Below are 26030 nucleotides of genomic sequence, written 5' to 3' on the forward strand. Positions count from 1 at the left end.
AGTGTCTCTCGTCTTTCCAGCCCGCCGCCGCTCTCATGGCGCGGTTACAGACAGGAGATTGTCATGCGTGAAGCGTATCGGGGCTGGGCCAGCGGATTTGCCGGAATGTTGATCTTCAGCGGATCCATGCCGGCGACGCGGATTGCGGTATCGGGCTTCGACCCGGTCTTCCTGACCGCGATGCGCGGCAGTATTGCGGGCGTGCTGGGTCTTCTGCTGCTCGTGGTGCTGCGCGAACGGCGGCCGGCGCGGAGCGATCTCGTGCCGCTGGCCGCGACAGCGGTGGGCGTCGTGATCGGCTTTCCGCTGCTCTCGGCCCTGGCGCTGGAACGGGTGGATGCCGCCCGCTCGCTGGTCTTTCTTGGCCTCCTGCCGCTGATCACGGCGATCTTCGGCTTTCTGCGGGGCGGCGAGCGTCCGCATCCGGTCTTCTGGATATTCTCAGGCCTCGGCGCGGCGCTGGTCGCCGGTTTCGCCCTCGGCCGCGGCGGCAGTTCCGACCTGATCGCCGACGGCATGATGATGGCGGGACTGATCCTGTGCGGCATGGCCTATGCCGAGGGCGCGCGCCTGTCCCGGCATCTGGGCGGCTGGCAGGTGATCTCCTGGGCGCTGGTGCTGGCCCTGCCGGCCATGCTCGCCCTCTCGGTGTTCACAGCGCCGGCCAGCTTCGACGGCATCGCCCTGCCGGTCTGGCTGAGCGTGGGCTATGTGTCGGTTTTCTCCATGCTGATCGGTTTTATCTTCTGGTATCGCGGCCTCGCCCAGGGCGGCATTGCGGCGGTCAGCCAGCTGCAATTGCTGATGCCCTTCTTCGGCCTCATGCTGGCGGCCTTGCTGCTGCACGAACATATCAGTGGCGCGATGCTCGCCACAGCAGCCGGGATCGTGCTGTGCGTGGCCGGGGCGAAGCATTTCTCCCGTCCGGGCTCGCGCAGCGCCGCCGCGTTCACACGCCTGCGCCGGCGTGCATAATCGGACGCTGGAGCAGAATCCCGATCACGCTTTGAACGGTCCCACGGAGTCGCCATGGCCAGTGCCCCGCAAACAGTGTCTGACGGGCGTCCCGCCATTGGCCTCATCGGTCTGGGTGCGTTCGGACAGCTGGCCGCGCAGCATCTGGCGCCCCACGTCGATCTGACGGGACATGATCCGCACGCCCCCATGCCGGACGGCGTGCAGGCCGGGACGCTGGCCGGGGCGGCATCGCAGCCGGTCGTCATTCTGGCCGTGCCTGTTCAGGCGCTGGCCGAAGTGGCGGCCGCCATTGCGCCGCATATCCAGCCCGGCGCGCTGGTGATCGATGTGGCCTCGGTGAAGCTGGAGCCGATGCGTGTCCTGCGCGAGACCCTGCCGGCCGGCACCCGCATATTGGGCACCCACCCGCTCTTCGGTCCGCAAAGTGCAGCGAAGGGTGTGGCCGGCCAGTCGATCGTACTGTGCCCGGAACCGGGCGTGGATCCGGAGTGTGTGACCCGCTTCCTGCGCGAGCGCCTGGCGCTGGACGTGCACCTGTCCGACGCCGACACACACGACCGCACCATGGCGGCCGTACAGGCGCTGACCCATCTGGTCTCCAAGGTGATCACCGATCTCGATCTGCCGCCCGCGCCCTATACGACGCGTTCCTTCGACCTGCTGGCGGAAGCCGCGCGGCTGGTTTCCCAGGACAGTGACGCGCTGTTCCGCGCCATCGAGCGGCACAATCCACATGCGGCCGATCTGCGCCGCCGCTTCTTCGAGTCTGCCCGGGCGTTGGACAGCCGCCTGGCAAAATAGCGGCCAGCTTAAGCGCTTGCTCACTTTCGCGGCGCATTCTGGCGCACAACAACCGGACGGCACCGTCCGGACCCTGAGTGCGCGGACCGGAGGGGAGGGCCATGGCACGCGGCGACATCCGTCCGGTTATGCCGGACGATATTCCGGCGATCACCCGCATCGTCCGCGATTGCGGCTTTCCCGAACGCTCTGAAGCGGGCTGGCACTGGGTGTTGTTTGAAAACCCCGACCAGGATGGGATACCATCGGGCTGGGTGCTCGAGCGCGCGGGCGCTGTGGTCGGCTTCATAGGCAATTTCGCCTCACGCTACCGGATCGGTAACCGCACGCTGCGCGCTGCCATCGGTCACACGCTGGTGACTGACTTGTCCGGTGCGGGGCGTCAGGCCGGGATCGTCTTGGCACGCCACGGGCTGCGCCAGACCGGGGTGGATGTCTATTCCACTCTCAATAATAATGCCCTGTCGGCCCGTATGTTGCCGCGTATCGGTGCTGCGCCCTGGCTGGGCAAGGCCGGACGGGAATGGCTGGAGTGGCCGACCGCCCCCCTGCGTATCGTCTTGTCTCGCCTGAAAAAGACGCTGGGTCGCGAACCGGCTGGCACGGAATGCTTCAGCCGCGTTTTCGAGCTGGGTCTCGATACCGCCAAACGTCTGGCGCCGCGGGTGACGCTCGAGCCAGTGGACCGGATGGATGATGCCGATCTCTCCCGCTTGACCAGGCGGCTTGTTGAGACGGGCGAGGCGGTGCGTATGTTCGATCGCGAGCGGCTGGAATATCGCTGCGGTGATCCCGACCGGACCGGCGGGTTGGACTATCTCCTTGCGCGCATCGATGGTGCGCCGGCCTTGCTGGCCGGAACACTGTTGACCAAGCCCTCGGCCGACGGGTTGGAGCATGTCGAGATCGTCGACTGGCTCGGCGTGGACGATGAGGATGGCATTGCCGCCCAGATCGCAGTCTTGCGCCATATCCTGTCGCGTGCTCGGCGGGCGGGTGTGGCCAAGGTGCGGCTGCATTTTCCCCGCGCTGTCCCCGAGGCGGTTACGCAGGCCGGTGGCTGGTGCCTGACGCGCCAGCTCGACTATGACCCCTGTCATGTCCAGTTCCGCGACGATGCGATGCGCCAGTTCTGGACACCGCGCCCCGGCGATGCCGACTACTTCTTTGCCTACCGCACCCCGCCGCGTTTGATGCGGTAGCGCACAAGCCTATCCCGCTGGAAAAAAGCGACGCATGGCGCTGAGTGTCCCGCGGGTGCGGCCGCGCAGGCTGGTTTCTGCGGCGCAGATCTGGTCGAGCCGGCGACGGGTGCGGCCGATCAGGCGGGCCAGCACTCCCGGACCGGCATGCTCCAGCCGGTGCAGCGTGCGGTGAACGGGCCGGAAGGCATTGCGGCGGCTTTCCGCGAACAGGGTCGCTGAGACGCCCGTGCGCTCGCCATTGGCGAAATAGTCCTTATAGCCATGCTCGGCCGTGCCGGCGTCGTACTCCACGATCCCGCCCGCAGCGATCTCGGGCAGAAGATGCATCACCAGCAAATGGCCGGGCGAATAGGCGGCAAAGCGCGGTTCATATGCGGCGAGCCAGCCATGCATGACCGGGCCGGAGCGCAAATTGAACTCGGCCGCGACGAATTCCCCGCCCGCCTCCAGTACAAAGAGCTCGGCCCCGAAATCGCTGCCGTCGCGCGGCTGGTGCAGGCTTTCCAGCAAGGCGCGCACCCAGGCTGGCGACAGCACGTCGTGCAGACCCGAGCGCACCAGCTGGGCGCGCTTGAGGTCGAGCAGCCGGCCCAGCGCCTCGCTGTCCGGTCCGGCGCGGGTCAGGGTGACCGGGCCATGATCGGCGGCAAGCTTGCGGCCAAGGCGGCGCAGTTTTTTGAAATGGCGCGGGTGACGGCGGGCAAGGCCGTCAAGCGTAGCCTGGGCGCCGCCGGTCAGGTCGGTGACCAGCGAGCGCGTGGTTTCCTCGTGCAGGGCCGGACCGCCGGGACGACAGGTCATGTTCGAGCCCGTATGGCCGGCCAGGCCCAGCGCGTCGATCAGGCGGGCCGGGGTCAGCGTGCTGCCCGGTGCGATCAGGGGGCCATTCCAGTCGGCAAAGGGCGCACCGGCCGGGCGCGTCCAGTCATCGCGGGCCACATGCAATGGCCAGGCGGCGACCAGCGCCTCGTCCTCGAAGGCAAGGCCGATGAAAGTGTCGGAGCGAACCTGCGCGACGGCACGGGCGAAACCGGGATCGAGAAAGGGGCTGTGACAGCCGGGGCAGCGCATGCGCAGGCGGGCGATGGACTGCCAGCCTCGCTCGCTCAGTGCGGCAGCCTCGACAAGCTGGAATGTCTCGCGCATCGGTCACCCCTCGTGTGCCGGCGCGGGAACCATCCGCCCGGCGGGGAGGTCTCATGCGAGTTTCATGCCGGGAGAGGCAGCCTGGTGCAGGTGTGCGAAACCGGAACGCGCAGGGCGTTCGCTAGACCGGCCCGGGATTGGCCTGCAGTCGTGGGCAACTTCGCTTTCAGGAGAAGAATGGCTCCCCGGGACGGGCTCGAACCGCCGACCCGGTGATTAACAGTCACCTGCTCTACCAACTGAGCTACCGGGGAATACCGTTCTCTCAAGCGAGGACCGGCTTTTATCAGAGCTTTTGTTCAGGGCGCAAGCACCCTGCTGCTCAAGACCTGCCGGTTTCCTGCAAAAAAAATCGGGAGCCGCGAAGGCTCCCGAAAAGGCATTGGGTGGATGGTGGGGTGTCTTCACGGGAAGACGCGTACAGATTTGGTTGAGAACCCTTAAGGCGGAGTTAACGGGGTCGGGAAAATTGGGAAAATGGTTCACCGTCCTTGCCGGGTCCCTAATGGATTCATGGAAATGGGCAGCTTTTTGAAGATTTTTCGTTAGCCATGTTTTTTGCGGTTTCCGGTTCCGGGCCCGGCCGTGCTAGTGATTCGGGCTGCCGATACGCGAATTCGACACGGGGAGGTGACGATGCGCGAACACACGACCTTCAGCTCTTTCTGGCCCTATTACCTGCGCGAGCACGCCCGTCCGGCGACGCGCAACTGGCATTATGTCGGGTCTACCCTGGCGATTCTGGTGCTGATCGCGGCGCTGGCGACACAAACCTGGTGGGGCCTGCTGGCCGTTCCGGTCGCGGGCTATTTCTTTGCCTGGGTGAGCCATGCTTTTGTCGAGCGCAACAAGCCGGCGACCTTTACCTATCCGCTCTGGTCGCTGATCAGCGACTACCGCATGTTCGGTCTCTTCCTGACGGGCCGCCTCGACGGCGAGCTGGAGAAGGCTGGTGTGCGTCCGGACGGCACGGTCGAAGCGGAACACGCCTGATCTTCCCGGCGGGCCGGCGCGGACTATGTCTGCTCCATGGCCCGTCACGTCTCGAAGAATCCGAAACCGCAAAAAATCTGCGCTCGTTGCGGCCGTCCTTTCAGCTGGCGCCGGAAGTGGGCGCTGGTGTGGGATGAGGTGAAGTACTGTTCCCAGCGCTGCCGGCGGGGGTAGGGGCGCTCGCCGGTTCCGGGGTTTTCTTCGAGGTCCGCTCCGTTGGAACTCCCTCTCCCTGGGGAGAGGGGCGGGGAGAGGGGGAGTCAAGGCCGTCGTGTCTAAAGCCCCTTCAGTACAGCCTCCGCCCGGTCGCGATAGGCTTGGCGTTTTGTCTCGTCCATCCGGTCCCAGTTCTTGTAGACCGGGCCGAGGCGCGGATTGCCGCGCAGGCGATCGGCATTGCGGTCGAGGAAGTCCCAGTAGAGGGAATTGAAGGGGCAGGATCTGGGTCCCGTCTTGTCCTTCACGTCGTAGCGGCAGCCGGCGCAATAATCCGACATGCGGTCGATATAGGCGCCGCTGGCGGCATAGGGTTTCGACCCGAGAAGGCCGCCATCGGCAAATTGAGACATGCCGATCGTGTTGGGCGCCTCCACCCATTCGAAGGCGTCGATATAGACGGCCAGATACCATTCATGCAGGGCGTGCGGATCAATGCCGGCGATCAGGGCGAATGTGCCGGTGACCATCAGGCGCTGGATGTGGTGGGCATAGGCCTCGCGCCGGGTCTGGCCGATGGCGGCGGCCAGGCACGCCATGTCCGTTTCGCCGCTCCAGTAGAAGTCCGGCAGGGGGCGTGTGGCCTCGAGTTCATTGCGGCGGACATAGTCCGGTCCCTCGCGCCAGTAGATGCCGCGCACATACTCACGCCAGCCGATGATCTGGCGGATGAAGCCCTCGACAGCGTTTAGCGGGGCTTCGCCGGCCTGCCAGGCGGCTTCGGCGCGGCGGCACACATCCAGCGGATCGAGCAGGCCGGCATTGATGTAGGCCGACAGCACCGAGTGATAGAGGAAGGCCTCGCCTTGCAGCATGGCGTCCTGGTAGTCGCCGAAACCTTTTAGGGCCGTGCTGATGAAATGGTCGAGCGCCTTTTCGGCATCGGCCCGGCTCACCGCGAAGCGGAAGGGGCGCAGATCGCCGAACCCGTCCGGGAAGCGCGCCTCGACCAGGTCCAGCACGTCGCGCGTGATCGTGTCGGGCTCGGTGCCGAAGGGGCGCGGCATGAACAGGTCGCCGCTGGCGGGCTTGCGGTTCTCGCTGTCAAAATTCCAGCGCCCGCCGGCCGGCTTGCCACCCTCCATCAGAAGGCCGGTGCGCTGGCGCATCTCGCGATAGAAATACTCCATGCGCAGCTGTTTGCGCCCGTCGGCCCAGCGGTTGAAATCCTCGCGGGAGCAGATGAAGCGGTCGTCCTCCAGGATGATGACCGGCAGGCCGAAGCGCTCCTCCCAGCTTTCCATTTCCGCGCGCAGCCGCCATTCGCCGGGTTCGGTCAGGATGAGGCGTTTGTAGTCACCCGCCGCCAGCGCATCGGCGACGGCACTCGCCAGATCGGGACAGGGCGGGGTCTCGTCGAAGGCGCGGTAGATCACCCGCCGCCCGGCTTCGCGCAGCTCACCGGCGAAATGGCGCATGGCGGAGAAGATGAAGGCGATTTTCTTGCGGTGATGCCAGACATACTCCGTCTCGGCTGTGACCTCGGCCATCAGGATGTCGGCATCGCCAGGCTGTCGCTGGCGCAGGCTGGGCAGGCCGGGGCTCAGCTGGTCGCCCAGAACAAGGACAAGGTCTTTCATCGTCAATCCGATCCGCTTTCATGGGAGATACGTAGGAGACGATGAGAAGGACCAGTTAAAGGGCGCGAAAGGTGCATCCATGACGCAGGCGGCGCTGATCATCGGGGCGACGGGCGGGATCGGCCGGGCGCTGGCCGATGCGCTGAAGGCACGGGGCACTTGCGAGCGCGTGGTGCGGCTGTCGCGCCGTTCGGACCCGGTGGTGGATGTTTGTGACGAGGCCTCGATCGGGCGGGCGGCGGCGTGGCTGAAGGCAGAAGATGTCGTCCTCCGCCTGGTCATCGATGCGACCGGCTTCCTGCACGATGAGAAGTTCCGGCCCGAGCGGGCCCTGGCCGAGATCGATCCGGACCACATGGCCAAAGCCTTTGCGATCAATGCGACGGGACCGGCCCTCCTGATGAAGCATTTCCTGCCGCTCCTGCCGCGCGAGGGCCGCAGCGTGTTCGCCACCCTGTCCGCGCGGGTCGGCTCGATCGGCGATAACAGGCTGGGCGGTTGGCACGCCTATCGCGCGTCCAAGGCCGCGCTGAACCAGCTGGTGCGCGGCGCCGCGATCGAGATGGGCCGCAAGCGTCGCGAGGCGGTCTGTGTGGCGTTGCATCCGGGCACAGTGGACACGCCGCTGTCGCAGCCCTTCGCCCGGTCCGGCCTGGCCGTACGATCACCGGGTGTGGCGGCGGAGGAGATACTCGTCGTGATCGACTCGCTGACACCGGCCGACAGCGGCGGCTTCTTCGATCATAAGGGAGAGCGGGTGGCGTATTGAGGGGACCGGTTGCGAGCAGTCCGCCCAGCGGTGGGCCAGGAGCTCGATGGCAAAGGATGAAATCGCGCGTGTCGCCAACAGCCCCCCTACGCCAAGGCTTCGGAGGGCACCGCTTCGCCCGGGGGCGCGCTGCGGGTGGCTTGCCACCCGAAGCCCGCAGGGCGAAGGGTGGAGGCACCGCCCGGAATCGAACCGGGGTACAAGGATTTGCAGTCCTCTGCGTAACCACTCCGCCACGGTGCCGCACTTGCGAGCCGGGAGCTATAACCGGAGTGTGCGGGCGGGGCAATGGACCAGTTCACAGCGATCTGCATTGCGTGCCGTGACGAAGCAGATGCGGCGAATGGCCTCTCGCGCAGCAGGGCGGTTGCCGATCCCTCGCGGGGCAGGATATATCAGCGCTCACATGACTGGCCGCAGGCCGATGGGACGGCAGTTCATCCAGGGAGATGCCCGTGAGCGAATTCGAACAGGCGCGCAAGCACATGGTGGACAGCCAGATCCGCCCGGCCGACGTTACCGATCGCCGCCTGATCGCGGCCTTCCTGGACACGCCGCGCCATCTCTTCGTGCCGCGCGCGCGGCGGGCTGCCGCCTATGCCGATGCCCAAGTGGCGACGAGCGAGAACCGCACGATGATGCGGCCGCGCGACCTGTCCAAACTCATTCACGCCGCCCAGATCGAGCCGACCGAGCTGGTGCTCGATATTGCCGCCGGCCGCGGCTATTCCACGGGCATTCTGGCGCGCATGGCCGAAACGGTTGTGGGCGTGGAGAATGACGAGGACGGCCTGTCCCGTTCCGCCGGCCTGCTGTCGGACATCGGAGCTGACAATGCCGTGGTGATCGAGGGCGATCCGAAAGAAGGCGTGCCGGGCCAGGGGCCTTACGACGTCATCTTCGTCAATGGTTCGGTCGATATCGTGCCGGATGCCTGGTTCGACCAGCTGGCCAATGGTGGCCGCCTGGCCGTGATCGTGCGCAAGGGCCCGGTGGGCAAGGCGACGGTTTTTACCAAGTCTGAAGCGGGGATCGGCGAACGTATCGTGTTCGATGCCAACGCCTCTGTGCTGCCGGGCTTCGAAGCCGAGCCTGGTTTTACCTTCTGATTCCGTACTGACAGGATTCCGTCGCTGCATTTCTGCATGGCCGGATTTCTCGGTCTGTGAAGTCAACGATTGATGACTTGCGCATGACGAGGGGCTAAAAGTTTGGCAAACATCGTTCACTTTGCTGGACGGGCTTCCTATATGCAGGCGACATTGCGTCGCTGGCCATCCGGCCTGTCGGCAGTATAAGATTTCACGAGGGACGGGCTGGGCCGGTCCGCGCGACAAGGGGTGCGTAGATGACGCGTTCGACACTGGGACCGAAGGGGCTTTTCGGGGCCGTACTCGCAGGGAGCGTATCCCTGATTGCAATGGCGGCACCGGCTTGGGGCCAGTCGCTCGAAGACACGCTGGTCATGGCGTATAATTCCAACCCGACGCTGCAGGCGGAACGGGCCAGCCTGCGTGCGATTGACGAGGGGCGTGTCCAGGCGATGGCCGGGCGGCTGCCGAGCGTTTCCGCCGATGCTTCCATCGCGCGCCAGCATGTCGAATCCCAGAGCACTTTCGTGATTGCCGGCGAGCGGGTGCCGTCGAGCAGCACCAGCGACGCCACTCCGAAGAATTACTCCATCACCGCCAGCCAGTTGATCTATGGTGGCGGCCAGGTGCGCGGCGCGATCGATCAAGCCACGGCCCAGATCATGGCCGGCCGCGAATCGCTTCGCTCGGTCGAGCAGACCGTGCTGGTGGATGCCGTTACCGCCTTCATGAATGTGCGCCGCGATGCGCGCGTCGTGGAAATCCGCCGCAACAATGCCGAAGTGCTCGCGCAGCACCTGCAGGCGGCGCGCGATCGGTTCGAGGTTGGCGAGATCACCCGCACCGACGTGGCACAGGCCGAGGCGCGCCTGTCCGGCGCCCAGGCCGAACTGTCTGCTGCCCAGTCGCAGCTCGCTGTCAGCCGCGCCGCTTATGAGCGCGTTACGGGTCAGCCGCCGGCCACGCTGGAAGAACCGCCGGCGCTGCCGGGCATGCCCGAAAGCCTCGCCGACGCGGCCGAGTTCGCCTACCGGTCGAGCCCGCAATTGCTGGCGGCCCAGTTCAGCGAGGAATCGGCCCGCCACGCGATCCGCATCGCCCGTTCCAATCTGCGTCCGGAAGTGACGCTGAGCGCCAGCGCCTCGGCAGCCCGCGATTCGAGCTTTTCCGGCGATGAGCGTGATTCGACCTCGGTGACCGGCCGGGTTTCCATCCCGATCTTCACCGGCGGGTTGAATCGTTCGCGCGTGCGCGCCGCCGTTGCCCAGGAAGAACAGGCCCGCCACCAGGTGCGTCAGGCGCGCCGCCAGGTGACCGAGGGGGTGACCAATGCCTGGAGCAATTACGTCACCTCGCTGGCCGTGATCGAGAGCTCGCAACAGGCCGTCCGCGCCAACGAGATCGCCCTCGACGGGGTGGAGCAAGAGGCCTATGTCGGCATCCGGACCACGCTTGATGTGCTTGATGCAGAACAGGAACTGCTGAACTCGCGCCTCACGCTCGTGACGGCGGAGCGAGATTCCTATGTTGCAGGCTATCAATTGCTTCAGGCGATGGGGCTGGTTTCTGCGGAGCAACTTGGCCTGACGGTCAATGTCTACGATCCCGCTGAACAGGATATGCGCCAATCACGCTTTCCTAACCTTGACTTAACGCCCTGGGACTAGGCTCTTTCCAACAGTGAAGGACTGGACAGGCTTTGTCTTGGCCGGTTTATTCGCGTTAGAAGAGAATTGAACGAATTTCTTAGGGACCTGGCGTAATGGCAGAGCAAGCCGAGAACGAACCGTCGATGGAGGAAATCCTCTCCTCGATCCGCCGGATCATCAATGAGGATGACGACGACGCGCCGGCCGAGGCTGAAGCCGCGCCGGAACCGGCGGCCGACGAGCCGAACAGCCAGGACGATGTCGACGCCATGTTCGACGAGGCCGGCGATACAGGCGATGTGCTGGAGTTGACCGACAAGGTCGACGAGCCGGAGGGCGGCACGGATCCGCTGTCCATGGACGACGATCTGATGATCATCGACCGGGAAGAGGAGCCGGAAGCCTTTGCCGAACCGGAGCCCGAGCCGGAACCCGAGATCGATTTCGACGCGCTGGAGGACGAAGTGTCCGACGGCATCATGTCCGAACCGGCCGCCTCGGCCGCGATGGGCTCCTTCCACACGCTGGCGGAAAACATCCGCATCTCCGACGAGGAAGGCCGTACGCTGGAAGGCGTCGTCCGCGCGCTCCTGCGTCCGATGCTGAAGGAATGGCTGGATGCCAACCTGCCGTCCATTGTCGACGAGAAGGTCCAGGCCGAAATCGACCGCGTCGCGCGCCGCCGCCGCTAGGCTTTTGTCGCATACGGAATTGGAAAGGCGCGTCCTGCGGGGCGCGCCTTTTCCTTTTGTGGCTGAGACGACTCCACTCCTTCTCCCTGGGGAGAAGGTGCCCGAAGGGCGGATGAGGGGGATAACCCGGTCCCGGCGCCTGGAGCACGGGGGACGGTGTTTTCCCCCTCTCCCTTGATCCCTCTCCCCCCGGGAGAGGGAGGTTTGGCCGGCGTGTGGCCCACCCATCCGCAGCTGCCGGGCTGACAATGCCGTGCGCTTGCCCCAAAAACGCTCTAAACGCGACAGGCGTACTCAACACCAGCGGATCCACGATGGAAAAGACTTTCAACCCTGCCCAAGCCGAGGCCTCGATCTACGAAGCCTGGGAAACGTCCGGCGCTTTCCAGCCGAAGGACGATCCGAACGCGCAGCCTTTCTCGATCGTGATCCCTCCACCCAATGTCACCGGGCGTTTGCATATCGGTCACGCGTTGAACGATACGCTGCAGGACGTGCTGGTGCGTTACAAGCGGATGCTGGGCTGTTCGGTGCTGTGGCAGCCGGGGACCGACCATGCCGGCATCGCCACGCAGATGGTGGTCGAGCGCCAGCTGGCGGCCGAGGGCAATATGTCCCGCCGCGAGATGGGGCGCGAAGCCTTCCTCAAACGTGTGTGGGAATGGAAGGAAGAGAGCGGCGGTCAGATCCAGCAGCAGATCCGGCGCCTGGGCGCGTCCTGCGACTGGTCGCGCGAGCGCTTCACCTTGGATGACGGCCTGTCCGAAGCCGTGCTGAAAGTATTCGTCGAGCTCTACGAGCAGGACCTGATCTATCGCGGCAAGCGGTTGGTGAACTGGGATCCCAAGTTCGAGACCGCCATCTCCGACCTCGAAGTGGAGAATGTCGAAGTCGACGGCTTCATGTGGCATTTCAAATATCCGCTCGCCGGCGGCAAGACCTATACCTATGTCGAGAAGGATGCGGACGGGACTGTCGTGCTGGAAGAAGAGCGCGACTATATCGCCATCGCCACGACACGCCCGGAAACCATGCTGGGCGATGGCGCGGTGGCCGTGCATCCGGACGATGAGCGTTATGTGTCCATCATCGGCGCGCTGTGCGAGATCCCGGTCGGACCGAAGGAGCATCGCCGCCTGATCCCGATCATTGCCGACGAATATCCCGATCCGGAATTCGGCTCGGGCGCGGTGAAGATCACTGGCGCGCATGATTTCAACGACTACGAAGTCGCCAAGCGGAACGACATTCCGCTCTATCGGCTGATGGACGTGCAGGCCGCGATGCGGTCGGATGGCGCGTCCTATGCCGAGTGCGCGGCCCAGGCGATGGCCATCGCCAAGGGCGGCGCGGTACCCGGCGAGGCCGAAGTTGATGCGATCAATCTCGTGCCGGAAGAGTATCGCGGTCTCGACCGGTTCGAGGCCCGCAAGCGCGTGGTCGAGGCGATCACTGCGGAAGGCCTGGCCGTCACCGTCAAGGACGACGAGGGCAATGACATCCCGCTGGTCGAGAACAAGAAGATTCAGCAGCCCTTCGGCGACCGCTCTCATGTCGTGATCGAGCCGATGCTGACCGACCAGTGGTTCGTGAAGGCGGATGTGCTGGCCAAGGACGCGATCGCGGCCGTCGAGGACGGGCGCACGACTTTCCATCCGAAGAATTGGGAAAAGACCTATTTCGAATGGATGCGCAACATTCAGCCCTGGTGCGTCTCACGCCAGCTGTGGTGGGGCCATCGCATTCCGGCCTGGTATGACGAAGACGGCAATGTCTATGTCGCCGAGAGCGAAGAGGCAGCCAGCGCCAAGGCCGGCGGCAAGCCGCTGACCCAGGATGAGGACGTGCTCGACACCTGGTTCTCCTCCGCCCTGTGGCCCTTCTCCACGCTTGGCTGGCCGCAGGACACCGCCGAGCTGGAGCGCTTCTATCCGACCTCGGTCCTGGTGACGGCCTTTGACATCATCTTCTTCTGGGTCGCCCGCATGATGATGCAGGGCCTGCATTTCATGAAGGATGAAAACGGCCAGTCCCAAGTGCCCTTCAAGGACGTCTATATCCACGCCCTCGTCCGCGACGAGAAGGGCCAGAAGATGTCCAAGTCCAAGGGCAATGTGATCGACCCGCTGGAGCTGATCGACGAATACGGCGCCGACGCCGTGCGTTTCTCGCTGGCTGCCCAGGCCGGGCAGGGGCGTGATATCCGCATGTCCAAGGAACGCGTCGAGGGCTACCGGAATTTCGGCACCAAGCTGTGGAATGCCGCGCGCTTCTGCGAAATGAATGAGTGCCGCCCGGTGGCCGGTTTCGATCCGAAATCGGTCGAGCAGACGGTCAACAAGTGGATCCTGTCCGAAGCTGCCCGCGCGGTCGAGGCGATCAATGCCGGGCTCGATGGCTACCGCTTCAACGAGGCGGCCGCTGCGGCCTATAAATTTGTCTGGAACGTGTTCTGCGACTGGCACCTGGAATTTGCCAAGCCGCTGTTCAACGGCGATGACGAGGCGGCCAAGGCCGAGACGCGGGCGACGACCGCCTATGTGCTCGACCAGGCGCTGAAAATGCTCCACCCCTTCATGCCCTTCGTCACCGAGGCGCTGTGGCAGGAAACGGGCACGCGCGACACCCAGCTGATCGTCGCCGACTGGCCGGTGCTGGACGGGCTCGACGATGCGGCCGCTACCAGTGAAATGGGCTGGCTGATCGATCTCATCACCGATATCCGCCGCCTGCGGGCCGAGATGAATGTGCCGGCTGGTGCCCAGGTGCCGCTGATCGCCGTTGGGGCCAGCGCCGAAACCCAGGCCAGGCTGGAGCGCCATGAAGCGCTGATCAAGCGCATGGCGCGCCTGGCCGATATCGGCGTTTCCGACAGCGTGCCGCCGGCGTCGGCCCAGACCGTGCTGGGCGAGGCGACGCTGGCCCTGCCGCTGGAAGGCGTCATCGATTTCGCCGCCGAACGCGAGCGCCTCTCCAAGGAGCTCACCAAGCTGGACGGCGAGATCGGCCGGCTTGAGAAGAAGCTGGGCAACGAGAAATTCGTCGCCAATGCGCCGGCCGATGTCGTCGCGGAACAGCGTGAGAAACTGGCGGATTATTCCACGCAGAAGGCCAAGCTGGCCGAGGCGCTGGAGCGCCTGCAGGAGGCCTGATGGACGAGCGCTGGGACGATCTGTGGACCAATACGCTCAAACCCTGGCTCGACGAGCTGGAGATCGAGCGCAAGAAGGCATTGCGTCACCGGCTCTATTGTCTGGCCGGCGGCTTTGCCGCTGGCTTTGCGGTCGGTGGATTGCTGTATCTGTGGGCCGGCGACGGGGTGTTCTTCTTCTTCGGCCTGTTCGTCAGCACGGTGATTGGTGGCGTTGCCGGCAATCAGCGGGTGGCCCGGCTGGCCAAGCAGGTGAAGACCAAGCTCAACACTGCCGTCGCCGAGGCGCTGGACCTGTCCTACATGGAAAAGCCGGCCGAGCCGGCGCGGTTCCAGACCCTGCGCGACTACGACTTGCTGCCATCCTATAACCGCCGCCACTTCGAGGACTGTTTCTCCGGCGAACGGCAGGGTTGCGATTTCGAGCTCTACGAGGCGCATCTGGAACAGCGTCGCCGGTCCAACAAGCGCACTTACTACGTCACTGTCTTTCGCGGTGTGATCATCCGCATCACCTTCCCGCGCAAGGTCGAGGGCGTCACCGTGATCACCCGCGACAATGGCTGGTTCAACGGCTTGGCGGCACTGGGCCGGTCGATGGGCGGGCATGATCTCAAGCGGATCGGCCTCGTCGATCCCAAGTTCGAGCGCATTTTCGAGGTCTATGGCGACGACCAGGTGCTGGCGCGCTACATGCTCACCCCGTCCTTCATGGAACGCCTGTTGAAGCTGGAAGAAGACCTGCGCGGCAAGCGCGTGCGCGCCATGTTCGACGCGCACAGCGGCGAGGGCGAGCTGCTGATTGCGGCCGAGACGGGCAATCTGTTCGAGATCGGCTCGATGAGCAAACCGCTCGCCGACCAGTCGCGCGTGCAGGCCCTGGTGGGCGAACTGACCCAGGTGCTCGGCCTGATCGACCTCCTCGTCCGCCCCGCCAGCGCAGGCGAGCCGAGTCTGGTGGAAGACACGCCGGAGCGTCAGGGCTGAAATTTCCACGCCCATGATGTGGGGAAGAGGAAAGAGGTCAGAGCGTTTTCGCGATCGCTATGATGCGCGTCGCCGCGGCCGTGAGACCTGCCTCGTCGAGGCGCTCAACCTCCACTTTGACCGGGCCGCTGCCGGGCTCCTGGCGCTTGCGGGCACGGTTATAGGCGGGGTCGTAGTGCTGTGTGACCAGCGCCCGGGCGAGGGCGTGCCAGTCGCCGGCCTGAGCGAGTGCCCGCCATTCGGCGATGCGGGTTTTGGCGTGAAAGGATTTGAGCCCCTCGAAAGCGGCCTCCAGCTTGCCCGCATCCGCCAGCAGGTCCGGATAGGCCTTGACGAGATAGCGGGCGCGTTCGTCGACCGGAACGGTGACGGTGATGCGTGGTGCGGCCTGCATGGCGTCCCACAGTTGCGGCGGAACGCGGCGGTGCCCGACCTGGCGAGACTCGGCCTCCACGAAGACCGGGCGTGACGGGTCCATATGGCGCAGCTGGTCGTACAGGGCGGTTTCGAAAGCTTTCTGACCGGGCTGGGGCGTGCCGGCGAAATCGCCGAAGATCGAGCCGCGATGATGGGCCAGGCCTTCCAGATCGATCACCTGTTCACCCTCGGTGGCGAGCGCGTGCAGCAGGGCCGTCTTGCCGGTCCCCGTCTGACCGTCGATCAATACGACGCGCGGGGCATTGCCGGTCTCCAGCGCCGCGACGACCTGGCGCCGCCAGGTGCGATAACCGCCCTCGATCAGCGTCACCTTCCAGCCCACCGATGCCAGTACCAGTCCCATGGATTGAGACCGCATGCCGCCGCGCCAGCAATAGATCAGCGGCTTGAACTCTTTGGGCCTGTCTGCCAGCGCCGTCTCCAGGTGCCGGGCGATATTGCGCGAGACCAGGGCTGCGCCCATGCGCCGCGCCTCGAAGGCGGAGACCTGGGTATAGTGGGTGCCGACGCGGGCGCGTTCGGCATCGTCCAGGACGGGCAGGTTGATGGCGCCGGGCAGGTGGTCTTCGGCAAACTCGGACGGGGAGCGCACATCGATGATGATATCGAAGCGTTCCAATTCCTCCGCCGATAGGTCATCTGTGTAGGCAAGGCGCGGCATGTGGCGTCGATCCCCTGTTCGGGGTGCAGACTAGCGAAAACGGAGCGGTTCGGGATGATGGATGACACACAGGCAGTGCGGCTGACTTCGTTGGCGCATGGCGGCGGCTGTGGCTGCAAGCTCGATCCGGCCGTCCTGACCGATATCCTGGGTGCACCGTCGGGCTTTCCCATGCCGAAGGATCTACTCGTCGATGCGGCCACGCGCGACGATGCCGCGGTCTGGCGCGTCAATGACGAGACGGCGCTGGTTGCGACGACCGACTTCTTCACCCCGATCGTGGACGACCCTTTCGACTTCGGTCGCATCGCGGCGACCAATGCGCTGTCGGACGTCTATGCCATGGGCGCAACGCCGATCTTCTGCCTCGCCATTGTCGGCATGCCTGTGAATGCGCTGCCGCGCGAGACCGTGCGCCTGATCCTGGAGGGCGGCCGCTCGGTCGCCGAGGCTGCGGGCGCGCCGGTCGCCGGCGGTCATTCCATCGATGCGGCTGAGCCGATCTATGGTCTCGTGGCGCTGGGCCTTGTGCATCCCGACCGCCTGCTGGCGAATGCGAGGGCAAAGGCTGGCGATGTCCTCATCCTCGGCAAACCCCTGGGGATCGGCATTTATTCCGCGGCGCTCAAGCGCGGCCTCCTGGCCGAAGACGCCTATGCCGAGATGATCGCCTCGACCACGCGGCTCAATACGCCAGGCGCTGCGCTGTCCTGTATGGCCGGTGTCCACGCGGCCACGGATGTCACCGGCTTCGGCCTGTTGGGGCACCTGACGGAGATGGCACAGGGAAGCGGCCTCAAAGCCCGGATCGACTGGGACCGCGTGCCGGTCTTCGATGCGGCGCGCGCACTGGCGGGCGAGGGAATCAAGACCGGGGCATCGGGACGCAACTGGTCTGCCGTGGCAGACGGTGTGACGCTCGCCGCCCGCCTCGGCGATGTCGAGCGCGCCCTGCTGTGCGACCCGCAGACCAGTGGCGGTCTGCTGGTCTCCTGTGCTCCGGACAGCGCCGATGCCGTGCTGGAGGTCTTCCGCCAGCACGGTCATACGGATGCCGCTGTGATCGGCGCGATGGAAGCCGGTCCGACTGGCGTCAATGTTGACTGAAGGGCGCGTCTAGAGCGCGAAACTGCCGACGATCGGGATGTGGTCGGAGGCCTTTTCCTTGCCGCGCGTCTTTGTGTGGATTTCCACGCCTTCCAGCCGGTCTGCGGCCTGCGGTGAGCACAGGAGATGGTCGATCCGGATGCCATGGCCCTTTTGCCAGCGGCCCGCCTGGTAGTCGTAGAAGGTGTATTGGTGACCACGCCCGTCGACCTGTTCGAAGGCCTCGGTGAAGCCGAGCCATTTCAGAGCGCGGAAGGCGGCACGTGTGTCCGGCAGGGCGAGGGCATCGTCGGCCCACACCGCCGGATCCCAGCAATCGCTGTCGCGCGGGATGCAGTTATAGTCGCCGGCCAGGATGAGCGGTTCCTCGAAGGCGAGCAGGCCTTCTGCATGGCGGCGCAGGCGTTCCATCCAGGCGAGCTTGTAGTCGTATTTGGGTCCCGGCGCCGGATTGCCGTTCGGCAGGTAGATCGATGCGATCCGGACCGGCCCGCTCTCGGCGGCGATCACGGCTTCCAGATAGCGCGCCTGCTCGTCCTCGTCGTCGCCGGGAAGCCGCGGCGTCACCTCTTCGAACGGGTATTTGGAGAGGATGGCGACGCCGTTATAGGTCTTCTGGCCATGGGTCTCGATATTATAGCCGAGCCGCTCGATTTCCTCGCGCGGGAAGTTTTCGTCGACCGTCTTGATCTCCTGCAGGCAGACGACGTCCGGAGCCGCTTCCTCCAGCCATTCCAGCACGTTGGGCAGGCGCGCCTTGATCGAGTTGACGTTCCAGGAAGCGACTGTGAGAGGCATGGCGATACCGGTTCTGTTGGGGTGCGGCCGCAGCTTAAGGCGTTTTGCGGACGATGAAAGCGGCGAGGGCGGTGCTCACCCGTCAAATCCGGTAAAGCTGGCAAATTCGTCCACGCCCGCCCGGTCGGTCCGGGTCGTGTTGACCGGTGCGTCGGGGTCGGCATGGCCCAGGGCGATGCCGCAGAACAGCGTGTAGTCGTCAGAAATGCCGACCGCGCCTTTGACCGCCTTCGGGAAGGCCGCCCAGAATTCCTGGCAGCAGGTCGCCAGGCCGGCCTCGTCGGCGGCGAGCAGGAAGGACTGGATGAACATGCCGCAATCGGACCATTGGCCCGGCTGCATGGAGGTGTGCAGGGAGACAAACAGGCCGACCGGCGCGTCGAAGAATTCGAAATTGCGGGCGAACTGCATCAGCCGGCCGGTCTTGTCCTCGCGCTCGATGCCGATCGAGGCATACATGGCCTCGCCGCAGGCAAAACGCCGGGAATACCAGGGTTCTTCCAGCGGTTTGGGATAGACGCGATATTCCAGCTCCGGCTCGCCCTTGAAATGCGTGGCCTGGCTCTGCTTCACCGCGTCGATGACACGCTGGCGCGCCTCACCGGCGACGACATGGACCTGCCAGGGCTGGAGATTTCCGCCCGATGGCGCGCGGCTGGCCAGTTCCAGCAGGCGGCGCACGTCCGCTTCGCTCACCGGGGTGTCGAGAAAGGCGCGGGTGGAGATGCGGTGGCGGAGCGCATCGGCAACGCCGGTCGTCTTGTCGGTCATTCTGGCCTCGCAGGAAGTGTCCCGGGCCAGACTAGCGGCCGGCCGCAATGAGGCAATTGCCCGTTGCGGCCAGCCGGTGCCTTACGCCTCGAACACGGGCTCGAAACCGCCGAAGATCAGGCGCTTGCCGTCGAAGGGCATCGGATTGCTCTCTTCGCTGAAGGCCGGGTCTTCCATCATGGCCTGGAAGGCCGCGTCGGCGGCGTCTTTGGAGGGCCAGACGATCCACGAGAAGACCACGGTCTCGTCATCCTTGAGCTTTACTGCCATCGGGAAGGAGGTGAGTTCGCCGTCCGGCACGTCATCGCCCCAGGTCTCCATGATGCTCAGGGCGCCGTGCTTCTTGAAGTGCTCGGCCGCTTGGCGGGCATGGGCGATAAAGGCGTCGCGCTGGCTGTTGGGAACCGGGGCCACCATTCCGCTTACATAGGTCATGAAATGTCTGTCCTTTTTACTGTGTGGATTGAGTCGATCAGGGTGGGTTTGTTGATCAGGCGTCGGCCATCTCGCTCTGGGCGAGCGCGGCTTCGATATCCATCCAGGCCAGCTCCCAGATGTGGCCATCCGGGTCGGCGAAGCTGCGGCCATACATGAAGCCGTGCTCCTGAACGGGCGACGGGTCGGCCCCCCCGCCAGCGGTCACGGCCCGGGTGACGGTCTCGTCGACCTGGTCGCGGCTCTCGCGGGACAGGCAGTTGAGAACCTGGGCGCTGGAGTGCGCGTCAATGATGTCGCGGTCGGTGAAGCTGGCGAAGCGCTCATGCGTGAGCAGCATGACGCAGATCGTGTCCGAGAATCGCACCATGGCGGCACTGTCATCGCAAAAACGCGGGTCCCGGCTGGCGCCCACGCCCTCGTAAAAGCGGATCGAGCGATCCAGATCGGTCACGGGAAGGTTGACGAATATCATCTGGGTCATAGAGGTCCCTCTTGCCTTGGTCTTGGCGACCTTGCCGAACGAGATTATAAAAAGCAACCATGAAGTCACAAAAAATAACTAAAATCGGCAGTGCCGGTCCGCCCAAGCGGTATGACGATGCCTGTGCGGCCGCCCATGCCATGGAGATTCTGGGTGAGCGCTGGGCACTGCTGGTCGTGCGTGAACTGCACACCGGGCCCAAGCGCTTTACTGACATCCGTGCCGCCCTGCCGGGGCTCAGCGCGAATGTGTTGACCCAGCGGCTGGAAGGGCTCGAGGCCGCCGGTGTGGTCCGGCGCCGGGAATTGCCGCCGCCGGCAGCCGTACGGGTTTACGAACTGACGGAATGGGGCTGGGAGACCCGGCCGCTCTTCGAGGCGCTGGGCCGCTGGGCCGTGCGCTCCCCCTGGAAGGACGGGCAGAATTTCAGCGCCGCCTCCTTCATGATGTCCCTGCGCACCATGTTCGACGGCGCATGCGCCGGCGCGCTGACCGGTACGCTGGATTTTGTCATTGGCGATATCCGTCTGACCTGCCGGATCGGGCAGGGGCGGCTGGAGATCGAGCCGGGCAAAAACCCTGACGCCGATGTCGTGCTGACGGCCGGCAGCCAGGCGCTGGCCGGCCTCATCTATGGCGGCGTGCCGCTGGATCAGCTGGAAGCGGACGGGGCGATGACGGTTTCGGGCGACCGGTTGCTGGCCGAAAGCCTGCCCGGATGTTTCCCGATGCCGGATACCGCGCCAAAGCCGGGCTGAGCGCCTTTTCTCCCAACGGTGTGGGGAAGAGAAAGCCTAAATCAGATCGAGAAGCTGGTTCCGCAGCCGCACGCCGCCGTGGCGTTCGGGTTGTGGATCTTGAAGGCGGCGCCGATCAGCTCGTCGACATAATCGATTTCCGAGCCGTCCAGGAAGGGCAGGGAGGCTTCGTCGATCACGACTTTCGCGCCGTCGCGCTCGATCAGCTGATCGTCTTCGCGGACATCGGCATCGAGGGCAAATGTGTAGGAAAAACCGGAGCAGCCGCCGCCTTCCACGCCCACGCGCAGCAACGTGCCCGCCGTCTGGCCGGCGAGGATGGCGTTGATCTGTTTGGCCGCGGAGGCCGAGAGGGTCACATTGGCTGTCATGGCAAAACCCGTTGGGGCATTCAGTTTCGCAACGTCATACCGTATATGGACCGCCAAGTGCGCCGATGAAAGGCCCCGATATGACGATTGCGGCGACCGACCGAAGCCGAGCCTCCTTTGCCTGCCACCCGTCGCGATCCCGCGGCCGCCGGTTCGACCAGCCCGACAGCGCCATGCGGAATGCCTTCCAGCGCGACCGCGATCGCATCATCCACTCGGCCGCTTTCCGCCGCCTGAAGGAAAAGACCCAGGTCTTCGTGGCGCATGAGGGTGATCAGTACCGCACCCGTCTGACCCATTCCCTGGAAGTCGCCCAGATCGCCCGCACCCTCGCCCGCACGCTGGGGGCCGACGAGGATCTCGCTGAGGCGCTGGCCCTGGCGCACGATCTGGGCCATCCGCCTTTCGGTCATGAGGGCGAGCGCGTTCTCGCCCAGCGCATGAAAGACTATGGCGGCTTCGACCACAACGCCCAGACCCTGCGCGTCGTGACAAAGCTGGAAGTGCGCTATCCGCAGTTCGAGGGGCTGAACCTGACCTGGGAGACGCTGGAAGGCGTGGTCAAGCATAACGGGCCGCTGCTCACCGAGGCTTCGGGCGAGGCGGACCTGGCCTGGGCTTTCACCGATTATGACGGCTGGCGCGATCTGGAACTCGACACGCATGCCGGCCTGGAAGCGCAGATAGCGGCCCTGTCCGACGACATCGCCTACAATAATCACGATATCGATGACGGTCTGCGCTCGGGCCTTCTTCAGCTAGAGCCCCTGCTGGAACTGCCGCTGGTCGGTGAAATCTTCCGCCGTGTCGAAAAACGCTGGCCGGGCCAGCCGCGCACCATCGTCATCCACGAGGCGGTGCGCGACCTGATCGGGGTGATGGTCGGCGATGTACTGGAAGAGACGCGCCGGCGGCTCGATGCGGCCCGGCCGGAGACGGCGGAGGATCTCCGCCGGCTCGACCAGCCCGTCGTGGCCTTCTCCGAGGAGATGGTGCTGCACCTGGCCGCGCTGCGCCGCCATCTCTTTGCCCACATGTACCGGCACTACAAGGTGAACCGGATGATGAGCCAGGCGGGTCGTGTGATGCGTGATCTGTTTGATCTTTATCTCAACGATCCCGGTGTCTTGCCGACCGATGTTCAGGCGGGGATGCAGGGCGCCGGCACGGCGGAGTCGGCGCGCCATGTCTGCGACTATATCGCCGGCATGACCGACCGGTTCGCCGTTGAGGAACACCGCCGCCTGTTCACGGTTCAGGGATATTTCTGAGCCAGGCTGCCGGATGTGGCCGCACCGGGCTGCACCGGCGCATGAATTGCGGCGCCATCCGGTGCTATCGTTTTTCGCGCGGGAAGCGATTCGCTTGCCGCAAGAGCTGTGAGACGCCAGAGCACGATGACCGACAAGGATGATGACAGCCGCATCGGCGCCTATGCCCCGCCGGCGGACGAGTTCTCCACTTTCGATGCGCGCGAGGAAGATGCGCGCCGCGGACCGTTGCTGCTCACGGCAGCGCTGGCGGTCTTCATCCTGTTCCTCGGTGTCGTCTGGAGCGCCTATAATCAGGGTCTGCGCGAAAGCGGCCGTGACGGCGCACCGCGCCTTGTTCCGAACGAAGAACCCTATCGCGAACGTCCGGCCGATCCGGGCGGCGAGGAGACGCCGGATACTGATCTGGAAGTCTATGACCGCCTGACCGGTGACAGCGATGAGGGGGACGGTCCGGTCTCCCTGCGCCCGGCGCCGGAAGAACCGATCGAGGACAGCCGTCCGGCCCTGCGGGTCGAGACGGTCGATGCCGACGAGACCGGCGAGGACGTCACGCCGCGCCCCGCGCCCGAGCGTCCGGCCGAGACCCAGCCCGATCCCGAGCCGCAGGAAACAACACCGGCGCAGAGCGAGCCAGAGCCCGCGCCCGTCACGCGCGATCCCGAGCCTGAACCCGCCCCGGTGGAAACCCGGCCCGATCCCGCACCGGCCCAGCCGGCTCCGGCAGTGAACCGCAATGGCGACTGGGTGGTCCAGATTGCCGCCTTCCGCAGCGAAGCCGATGCCGAAGCGGCCTGGGTCGCCTTCCGCACACGCTTTGCCGATATCGCCTCAGGCCTCGCGCCGGATGTGGCGCAAGTCGAGATTCCCAATCGCGGCACCTATCACCGCCTGCGCATCGCGGCCTTCGAGACGCGCGATGACGCGGTCAGCTTCTGCTCGACCCTGCAGGGCCGCGGTCAGGACTGTCTGGTGGCGCGCCGATGAGCGGTGTGTCTTCGGCGATCTATGGTCTGTCCGGTCTGACGCTCGATCCGGAAGAAAAGGCCTTCTTCCGCGATGCCGATCCCTGGGGCTTCATCCTGTTCGCCCGCAATGTCGAAGGCGTGCGCCAGCTGTCGCGCCTGACGCTGGAATTGCGCGACTGTGTGGGCCGCGATGTGCCGATCCTGATCGACCAGGAAGGCGGGCGCGTGGCACGCCTCAAGCCACCGACCTGGCGAGCGGCACCTGCGGCCCAGCGTTTTGCCGATCTCTATCTGAAGGACGAGGAAGCCGCGATCGAGGCGACACGGCTCAATCATCGCCTGCTCGCGCACGAGCTGCGTGCGGTCGGGATCGATGTCGATTGTGCGCCCGTCGCCGACCTGCGCATCGAGGGGGCTGACGCGATTATCGGCGATCGTGCCTTCGGGACCACGCCGGAACCTATCGCCCATCTCGGACGCGCCGCCATGGAAGGGCTGATGGCCGGTGGTGTTGCTCCGATCATCAAACATATTCCCGGTCATGGCCGGGCGAAAGCCGACAGCCATCTGGAATTGCCGGTCGTGCCGGAGGAGCATGGCCTTCTGTCCGAAACCGATTTTGCGCCCTTCAAGGCCCTGAACGACGCACCGATGGCGATGACGGCGCACATCGTCTACGCCGATATCGATGACAGCGCCCCGGCGACCCAGTCACGCGAAGTCGTAGAAAAGGTGATCCGCGACGAGATCGGTTTTGACGGTCTCCTGATGACCGACGATCTGTCGATGAAAGCGCTGCAGGGGACGTTCCGCGAGCGTGGCGAACGGTCCTTGAAGGCCGGATGTGATATGCTGCTTCACTGCAATGGCGATATGGCGGAGATGAAGGCCGTCGCCGAAGGGGCTGCACGGCTGGATGGCAAGCGCCTGGAGCGGGCTGATGCTGCCGCCGCGGTGCGTGCAACGATCGAAGAATTTGACCCGCAGGACGCCGAATCGCGGCTGACTGCCATGCTTGAACCTGTCACTGGCTAGCGGGGCGCTCACGTGTCGGAGCGAAACTTGATTGAGGAGTTCGAGGAGGACGTCCGGTTTGAAGCCGCCGAAGAGGCGGAAGCCGACGCCCTGATCGTCGATCTGGACGGTTTCGAAGGCCCGCTCCACCTGCTCCTGGCTCTCGCCCGCAAACGCAAGGTCGATCTGGCCCGGATCTCGATCCTGGAGCTGGCCGAACAGTATTTGCAATTTATGGAGGCCGCGCGCCGCCGCCGGCTCGATCTGGCGGCCGACTATCTGGTGATGGCGGCCTGGCTGGCCTTCCTGAAATCGAAAATGCTCTTGCCCAAGCCGAAGAAGGATGAGGACGAGGCGCCGGCCGAGGTGATGGCTGCGGCGCTGGCCTTCCGTCTTCGGCGCCTGGAAGCCATGCGCGCCGCCGGGGAAGCCCTGTTTGCCCAGCCGCTTTTGCACACCGATGTGCACCCCGGCGGGCAGCCGGACGGTGTCCGCTCCACCCGGTCGGTGATCTATGAGGCCGACCTGCACGACCTTCTGTCGGCCTATTCGCGCCGCCGGATCCGGCAGGCGCGCTCGTCCTACCGGCCGCCTTCGCCGCGTGTCTACCAGCTCGATACGGCCCGCCAGCGGCTGGACAAGCTGATGCCGGAAATCCGCGACTGGCGGGACCTCGATACCCTGCTGCCGGACATGGGCGAGCTGGGCGCCAATCCGCCGCCTCTGCGCTCGGTTCGGGCCAGTTCGATGCTGGCCGCCCTTGAAATCACCAAGGAAGGCCATGCACGATTGTGTCAGCGCGAGGCCTATGCCCCGCTCTACGTTCGGGCTGCCGGGGACAACGCAGAGCATGACTGACGAGGAAGACGGCAAGACCGGCGACGCAATTTCCGATGCGATCGCGGCGCTGCGCGAACGCGCGGACCGGCAGGGGCCGTCCGTGCTGGCGGATGACGAGGCCTCCAAGGCGCTGGGTGTGCATCTGGCCGTGAATACCGAACGTCAGAACCTGCGTATTCTCGAGGCGCTCCTGTTTGCCGCCAACGAGCCGCTGGACGAGGAAACCCTGATCGGGCGTCTGCCGCTCGAGGCGAATATCCAGGCTTTGCTGGCAACGCTGGCCGCGGAGTATGAGGAGCGCGGTGTACGCCTGACGGAAGTCGGCGGGCGCTGGCGTTTCGAAACCGCGCCGGATCTCGCCGAAGTACTGGTTGAGGTCCGCCAGGAACCGCGCAAACTGTCCCAAGCGGCGCTGGAGACGCTGTCGATTATCGCCTATCACCAACCGGTGACGCGCGCCGAGATCGAGGAGATCCGCGGTGTTGCCGTGTCCAAGGGCACGCTGGACCTCCTGTTCGAACTGCGCTGGATACGGCCGCGCGGCCGCCGCCGCACGCCGGGGCGCCCGATCACTTACGGCACGACATCGCAGTTTCTCGAATATTTCTCGCTGTCGACGATCGGCGATCTGCCCGGCATGGCCGACCTCAAGGCTGCCGGCCTGCTCGATGCGCGCTTGCCGCCCGATTTCACCGTGCCGGACCCGTCACGCGTCGAACAACCCGAATTGATCGAGGACCCGCTGGACGACGAGGAAATTCACGCCTTCCATGTCGACTTCATGGAAAGCGACGACGATCCGGACGGCGCCGCCTGAGGCCGGGATTGGACGCAGCGCAGCAAACGCAGTAGATCA

26 protein-coding genes and 2 tRNA genes are annotated in these 26030 nt (G+C 65.2%); 18 read left to right on the top strand and 10 right to left on the bottom strand.

Features of this window, described 5'->3' with window-relative positions; translation table 11 throughout:
• Positions 1–63 precede the first annotated feature (63 nt).
• The 3 genes from ACXAJV_RS08405 to ACXAJV_RS08415 all read left to right on the top strand — a co-directional run bounded on the left by ACXAJV_RS08405 (position 64) and on the right by ACXAJV_RS08415 (position 2981).
• Positions 64–975 carry a DMT family transporter gene (locus ACXAJV_RS08405; protein ID WP_475084160.1) on the top strand — a complete coding sequence of 304 codons (912 nt, stop codon included), beginning with the start codon at positions 64–66 and terminating at the stop codon, positions 973–975.
• A gap of 54 nt (positions 976–1029) precedes the next feature.
• On the top strand, positions 1030–1779 hold the full coding sequence (locus ACXAJV_RS08410) for a prephenate dehydrogenase/arogenate dehydrogenase family protein (protein WP_475084162.1): 750 nt from the start codon (positions 1030–1032) through the stop codon (positions 1777–1779).
• Between the two features lie 101 nt (positions 1780–1880).
• Positions 1881–2981 carry a hypothetical protein gene (locus tag ACXAJV_RS08415; protein WP_475084163.1) on the top strand — a complete coding sequence of 367 codons (1101 nt, stop codon included), beginning with the start codon at positions 1881–1883 and terminating at the stop codon, positions 2979–2981.
• A gap of 9 nt (positions 2982–2990) precedes the next feature.
• Here the strand turns inward: ACXAJV_RS08415 and ACXAJV_RS08420 are convergent, their stop codons facing one another.
• Together ACXAJV_RS08420 and ACXAJV_RS08425 are read right to left on the bottom strand one after the other, a co-directional pair.
• A complete protein-coding gene (locus tag ACXAJV_RS08420; protein WP_475084165.1) occupies positions 2991–4130 on the bottom strand; it encodes a GNAT family N-acetyltransferase in 1140 nt (379 codons plus the stop codon).
• Between the two features lie 178 nt (positions 4131–4308).
• Positions 4309–4384 (bottom strand) — tRNA-Asn (locus tag ACXAJV_RS08425).
• 382 nt (positions 4385–4766) lie between these two features.
• Here ACXAJV_RS08425 and ACXAJV_RS08430 point away from each other — a divergent pair.
• Positions 4767–5123 carry an Mpo1-like protein gene (locus ACXAJV_RS08430; RefSeq protein ID WP_348507038.1) on the top strand — a complete coding sequence of 119 codons (357 nt, stop codon included), beginning with the start codon at positions 4767–4769 and terminating at the stop codon, positions 5121–5123.
• 36 nt (positions 5124–5159) lie between these two features.
• Positions 5160–5297 carry a DUF2256 domain-containing protein gene (locus ACXAJV_RS08435; protein WP_475084167.1) on the top strand — a complete coding sequence of 46 codons (138 nt, stop codon included), beginning with the start codon at positions 5160–5162 and terminating at the stop codon, positions 5295–5297.
• A 101-nt stretch (positions 5298–5398) separates the two neighbouring features.
• Here the strand turns inward: ACXAJV_RS08435 and ACXAJV_RS08440 are convergent, their stop codons facing one another.
• Positions 5399–6919: a cryptochrome/photolyase family protein gene (locus tag ACXAJV_RS08440; protein WP_475084170.1), complete on the bottom strand. Its 1521-nt coding sequence runs from the start codon at positions 6917–6919 to the stop codon at positions 5399–5401.
• Positions 6920–6998: 79 nt separating this feature from the next.
• On the opposite strand from ACXAJV_RS08440, the gene ACXAJV_RS08445 reads away from it, so the two are divergent.
• Positions 6999–7688 (top strand): SDR family oxidoreductase, encoded by a 690-nt coding sequence (locus ACXAJV_RS08445; protein ID WP_475084172.1) that lies wholly within the window; start codon positions 6999–7001, stop codon positions 7686–7688.
• Between the two features lie 169 nt (positions 7689–7857).
• Here ACXAJV_RS08445 and ACXAJV_RS08450 read toward each other — a convergent pair.
• Positions 7858–7931 (bottom strand) — tRNA-Cys (locus ACXAJV_RS08450).
• A 206-nt stretch (positions 7932–8137) separates the two neighbouring features.
• Here ACXAJV_RS08450 and ACXAJV_RS08455 point away from each other — a divergent pair.
• The 5 genes from ACXAJV_RS08455 to ACXAJV_RS08475 all read left to right on the top strand — a co-directional run bounded on the left by ACXAJV_RS08455 (position 8138) and on the right by ACXAJV_RS08475 (position 15258).
• Positions 8138–8797: a protein-L-isoaspartate O-methyltransferase family protein gene (locus ACXAJV_RS08455; protein WP_475084175.1), complete on the top strand. Its 660-nt coding sequence runs from the start codon at positions 8138–8140 to the stop codon at positions 8795–8797.
• A 239-nt stretch (positions 8798–9036) separates the two neighbouring features.
• Complete coding sequence (locus tag ACXAJV_RS08460; protein ID WP_475084176.1) at positions 9037–10446, top strand: TolC family outer membrane protein; 1410 nt, start codon at positions 9037–9039, stop codon at positions 10444–10446.
• A 95-nt stretch (positions 10447–10541) separates the two neighbouring features.
• A complete protein-coding gene (locus ACXAJV_RS08465) occupies positions 10542–11120 on the top strand; it encodes a DUF2497 domain-containing protein (RefSeq protein ID WP_475084178.1) in 579 nt (192 codons plus the stop codon).
• Positions 11121–11434: 314 nt separating this feature from the next.
• A complete protein-coding gene (locus ACXAJV_RS08470) occupies positions 11435–14272 on the top strand; it encodes a valine--tRNA ligase (RefSeq protein ID WP_475084181.1) in 2838 nt (945 codons plus the stop codon).
• A complete protein-coding gene (locus ACXAJV_RS08475) occupies positions 14272–15258 on the top strand; it encodes a DUF3137 domain-containing protein (protein WP_475084183.1) in 987 nt (328 codons plus the stop codon). Before ACXAJV_RS08470 ends, ACXAJV_RS08475 begins: the two co-directional genes overlap by 1 nt.
• A 37-nt stretch (positions 15259–15295) precedes the next feature.
• Here the strand turns inward: ACXAJV_RS08475 and mnmH are convergent, their stop codons facing one another.
• Positions 15296–16357 (bottom strand): tRNA 2-selenouridine(34) synthase MnmH, encoded by a 1062-nt coding sequence (gene mnmH / locus ACXAJV_RS08480; protein WP_475084186.1) that lies wholly within the window; start codon positions 16355–16357, stop codon positions 15296–15298.
• Positions 16358–16411: 54 nt separating this feature from the next.
• On the opposite strand from mnmH, the gene selD reads away from it, so the two are divergent.
• Entirely contained in the window at positions 16412–17464 is a 1053-nt protein-coding gene (selD, locus tag ACXAJV_RS08485; RefSeq protein WP_475084187.1) for a selenide, water dikinase SelD, read from the top strand.
• 9 nt (positions 17465–17473) lie between these two features.
• Here the strand turns inward: selD and ACXAJV_RS08490 are convergent, their stop codons facing one another.
• From ACXAJV_RS08490 to ACXAJV_RS08505, 4 genes are all read right to left on the bottom strand, one after another.
• The gene (locus tag ACXAJV_RS08490) at positions 17474–18262 is read right to left on the bottom strand and encodes an exodeoxyribonuclease III (protein ID WP_475084189.1); all 789 of its coding nucleotides are present in this window, start codon (positions 18260–18262) and stop codon (positions 17474–17476) included.
• A gap of 75 nt (positions 18263–18337) precedes the next feature.
• Positions 18338–19033 carry a nitroreductase gene (locus tag ACXAJV_RS08495; RefSeq protein WP_475084191.1) on the bottom strand — a complete coding sequence of 232 codons (696 nt, stop codon included), beginning with the start codon at positions 19031–19033 and terminating at the stop codon, positions 18338–18340.
• 81 nt (positions 19034–19114) lie between these two features.
• Positions 19115–19468, bottom strand: a complete 354-nt coding sequence (locus ACXAJV_RS08500) for a DUF1428 domain-containing protein (RefSeq protein WP_475084193.1) — start codon at positions 19466–19468, stop codon at positions 19115–19117.
• 55 nt (positions 19469–19523) lie between these two features.
• Entirely contained in the window at positions 19524–19952 is a 429-nt protein-coding gene (locus ACXAJV_RS08505; protein WP_475084196.1) for a VOC family protein, read from the bottom strand.
• Positions 19953–20011: 59 nt separating this feature from the next.
• Here ACXAJV_RS08505 and ACXAJV_RS08510 point away from each other — a divergent pair, with 59 nt between their 5' ends.
• Positions 20012–20710: a winged helix-turn-helix transcriptional regulator gene (locus tag ACXAJV_RS08510; RefSeq protein WP_475084198.1), complete on the top strand. Its 699-nt coding sequence runs from the start codon at positions 20012–20014 to the stop codon at positions 20708–20710.
• A 41-nt stretch (positions 20711–20751) separates the two neighbouring features.
• Here ACXAJV_RS08510 and erpA read toward each other — a convergent pair whose 3' ends face one another.
• On the bottom strand, positions 20752–21081 hold the full coding sequence (gene erpA / locus ACXAJV_RS08515; RefSeq protein ID WP_475084200.1) for an iron-sulfur cluster insertion protein ErpA: 330 nt from the start codon (positions 21079–21081) through the stop codon (positions 20752–20754).
• Positions 21082–21146: 65 nt separating this feature from the next.
• Here erpA and ACXAJV_RS08520 point away from each other — a divergent pair, with 65 nt between their 5' ends.
• The 5 genes from ACXAJV_RS08520 (at position 21147) to scpB (ending at position 25991) form a co-directional block, all read left to right on the top strand.
• Positions 21147–22352, top strand: coding sequence for a deoxyguanosinetriphosphate triphosphohydrolase (locus tag ACXAJV_RS08520; RefSeq protein ID WP_475084202.1), 1206 nt, complete (start codon positions 21147–21149; stop codon positions 22350–22352).
• A 126-nt stretch (positions 22353–22478) separates the two neighbouring features.
• The gene (locus tag ACXAJV_RS08525) at positions 22479–23339 is read left to right on the top strand and encodes an SPOR domain-containing protein (protein WP_475084204.1); all 861 of its coding nucleotides are present in this window, start codon (positions 22479–22481) and stop codon (positions 23337–23339) included.
• A complete protein-coding gene (gene nagZ / locus ACXAJV_RS08530) occupies positions 23336–24355 on the top strand; it encodes a beta-N-acetylhexosaminidase (protein ID WP_475084206.1) in 1020 nt (339 codons plus the stop codon). The genes ACXAJV_RS08525 and nagZ overlap by 4 nt, the downstream gene beginning before the upstream one ends.
• 27 nt (positions 24356–24382) lie before the next feature.
• Positions 24383–25192 carry a segregation and condensation protein A gene (locus tag ACXAJV_RS08535; protein ID WP_475084208.1) on the top strand — a complete coding sequence of 270 codons (810 nt, stop codon included), beginning with the start codon at positions 24383–24385 and terminating at the stop codon, positions 25190–25192.
• The gene (gene scpB / locus ACXAJV_RS08540; RefSeq protein ID WP_475084210.1) at positions 25185–25991 is read left to right on the top strand and encodes an SMC-Scp complex subunit ScpB; all 807 of its coding nucleotides are present in this window, start codon (positions 25185–25187) and stop codon (positions 25989–25991) included. Before ACXAJV_RS08535 ends, scpB begins: the two co-directional genes overlap by 8 nt.
• The last annotated feature ends 39 nt before the right edge of the window (positions 25992–26030 follow it).

This window comes from Maricaulis sp. ABE4_448, from assembly GCF_056160825.1.